The 2,422-nt window shown below is 70.7% G+C and carries 3 protein-coding genes; all 3 read right to left on the bottom strand.

Annotated features, from left to right (window positions below):
* Positions 1–245 (bottom strand): integration host factor, actinobacterial type (gene mihF / locus AB0H87_RS40715; protein WP_360158872.1); only part of this gene is annotated, 245 nt, incomplete at its 3' end.
* A 168-nt stretch (positions 246–413) separates the two neighbouring features.
* Positions 414–1,259, bottom strand: a complete 846-nt coding sequence (gene pyrF / locus AB0H87_RS40710; RefSeq protein WP_360158869.1) for an orotidine-5'-phosphate decarboxylase — start codon at positions 1,257–1,259, stop codon at positions 414–416.
* Positions 1,256–2,374, bottom strand: coding sequence for a quinone-dependent dihydroorotate dehydrogenase (locus AB0H87_RS40705; protein WP_360158875.1), 1,119 nt, complete (start codon positions 2,372–2,374; stop codon positions 1,256–1,258). Before AB0H87_RS40705 ends, pyrF begins: the two co-directional genes overlap by 4 nt.
* Positions 2,375–2,422 lie beyond the last annotated feature (48 nt).

Raw genomic sequence — 2,422 nt, 5'->3', positions numbered from 1 at the left:
GCGATCTTGAGCTTCTCCATGATCTGGGTCGCCCGGATCTTGCCGATGCCCGGCATCGCCTGGAGGACGGCCGAAACCTTGAGCTTGCCGACGACGTCGTCAGACTCGGCCCGGTCGAGGACGGCGGCGAGGGTGGTCTTGCCCTGCTTCAGCTGCTCCTTCAGGGCAGCACGGGCTTTGCGGATCTCCGCTGCCTTTTCCAGCGCTGCCGCGCGCTGTTCGGGGCTCAGTGACGGGAGCGGCACCAGTTCTCCTCAGGTCCTACCGCGATCGGGAAATTCCGCCGCGGTCGTGAAACGTGGGGTGGCTGTGAACCAAAGGGGCATGTGGTTCCCAGCGCCGGGAAAACTAGCGGCCCGATTGGTTTTCGGCAACGTCGGCGCGCCTTGATCACGAAATCTTGATCCCGCGGGTCACCTCGTTCGGGGGCCCAGAACGGCCCGGCACTGGGCCAGGACGTCGGCCGCCGCACTGCGCAAATCGGACACCGAGGGCCCCCGGGCGAGGATCTCCCGCGAGTAGGACGGAACGACCCAATCAAGATCATTACCGAAGACGGTACGCAGGTCGGAAGCGGTCCCGCCCTGCGCGCCGAGCCCCGGTGCGAGGATCGGGCCGTTGACGCGGGAGAGATCGTGGCCGGTATCGCCGATCGTTGCGCCGACCACCAGCCCGAAACTTCCGAGCGGCGACACACCGGCGTTGAGCTGGGAAATCTCGTCGATCACGGTCTGCGCGACGGTCCGGCCGCCGGGACCGACGGCGCGTTGCACGGCGGCTCCCTCCGGGTTCGAGGTGAGCGCCAGGACGAAGACGCCGCCGTCGTGCGCGGTCGCCGCGTCGAACATCGGGCGCAGCGATCCGACGCCGAGGAAGGGGCTCGCCGTAATCGCGTCGGCACGCAGCGGACTCGCCGGATCGAGATACGCGGCGGCGTAGGCGGCGACCGTCGAGCCGATGTCGCCACGCTTCACGTCGAGCAACACCAGCGCGCCGGCCTCGCGCAACTGTCGGATAGCCGACTCAAGGACGGCGACCCCTCGGGAGCCGTGTCGCTCGAAAAACGCGGACTGCGGTTTCAGCACGGCGACCCGGTCGCCGAGCGCGTCGATCACGATCTCGCAGAACCGGGCCAGCCCGTCGGCGTCGTCGGGCAGCCCCCAGGCGGTCAGCAGACTTGGATGAGGATCGATCCCCACACACAGCGGACCACGCGTTTCGAGCGCCTCGTACAGCCGCGCCCCGAAGGCTTTCGTCACGATTGTCCTTTCTTCAGACTCGCGATCCGCCGGACCAGCGCCGGCCCGTGGTAGATGAACCCGCTGTAGACCTGCACCAGGCTGGCGCCGGCGTCGAACATCCGTGCCGCGTCGTCCGGGGTCATGATCCCGCCGACGCCGATCACCGGGAGTTGGCCGCCGGTCTCGTCGTGCACGAACCGCACGACCTCCCGCGCCCGGTCGGTCAGCGGCCGCCCGGACAGCCCGCCGGCCTCGTTCCCGGTGCCCCGGTCGGAGTCCGCGAGCCCGTCGCGGCCCAGGGTCGTGTTGGTCGCGATGACGCCTGCCGCCCCGCGCGCGAGACAGACCTCCAGGAGCTCGGCGATCGCGGCCTCGGTCAGATCGGGCGCGATCTTCACGAGGATCGGCTTCTCCCCGACGAGCGCACTCAGCAACGCGTCGATCGAGTCCCGATCCTGCAGGTTCCGCAACCCGGGCGTATTGGGCGAGGACACGTTGACGGCGAAGTAGTCACCGTGGTCCTTGAGCAGCTTGTAGGACGCCAGGTAGTCGTCGACGGCGTCCTCGATCGGCGTCACCTTCGACTTGCCCAACGAGATCCCGAGCGGCACGCCGAACGCCGCACCTACCGCGGACAGGCCTCGCCGACCGCCGACACTGCGAGGAAGGCCATCGCCGGCGGGTCCGGGCGGGCTGCCACCCGCCGTAGGCGCGGCGCGGCCGCCGGCCGACGCCGCCGCCAGGCGGGCGGCCAGGGCCGCCGCGCCCGCGTTGTTGAAGCCCATGCGGTTGACGATCGCCTCGCTGGCGCGCAGCCGGAACAGGCGCGGTTTCGGGTTGCCCGGCTGCGCGTGCGCCGTCACCGTGCCGACCTCGACGAACCCGAACCCCAGCGAAGGCCACGCGGCCAGCGCCAGGCCGTTCTTGTCGACCCCCGCCGCCAGCCCGACCGGGTTCGGGAACTCCAGGCCGAAGACCGTACGCGGGTCGCGCACCGCGTAGCGCGCGGCGAGCAACCGCCGCGCGGCCGGCGGGAGGCCCGCCAGCCGCGTCAGCGTCCACTCGTGTGCGGTCTCCGCGTCACCCGAGCCGAGACGGAACAGGACCGGGCGGACAGCCCGCTCAAACAGCACGCCCGCCCCCGCGCAGCGCCGCGTGCAGGTCCTGCAGCGGGCGGAGCG

The organism is Asanoa sp. NPDC050611, assembly GCF_040654855.1.
Lineage (GTDB): Bacteria > Actinomycetota > Actinomycetes > Mycobacteriales > Micromonosporaceae > Asanoa.
Note: the sequence above shows the minus strand (reverse complement) of the source record. Positions and strands in the feature narration are given on the sequence as shown.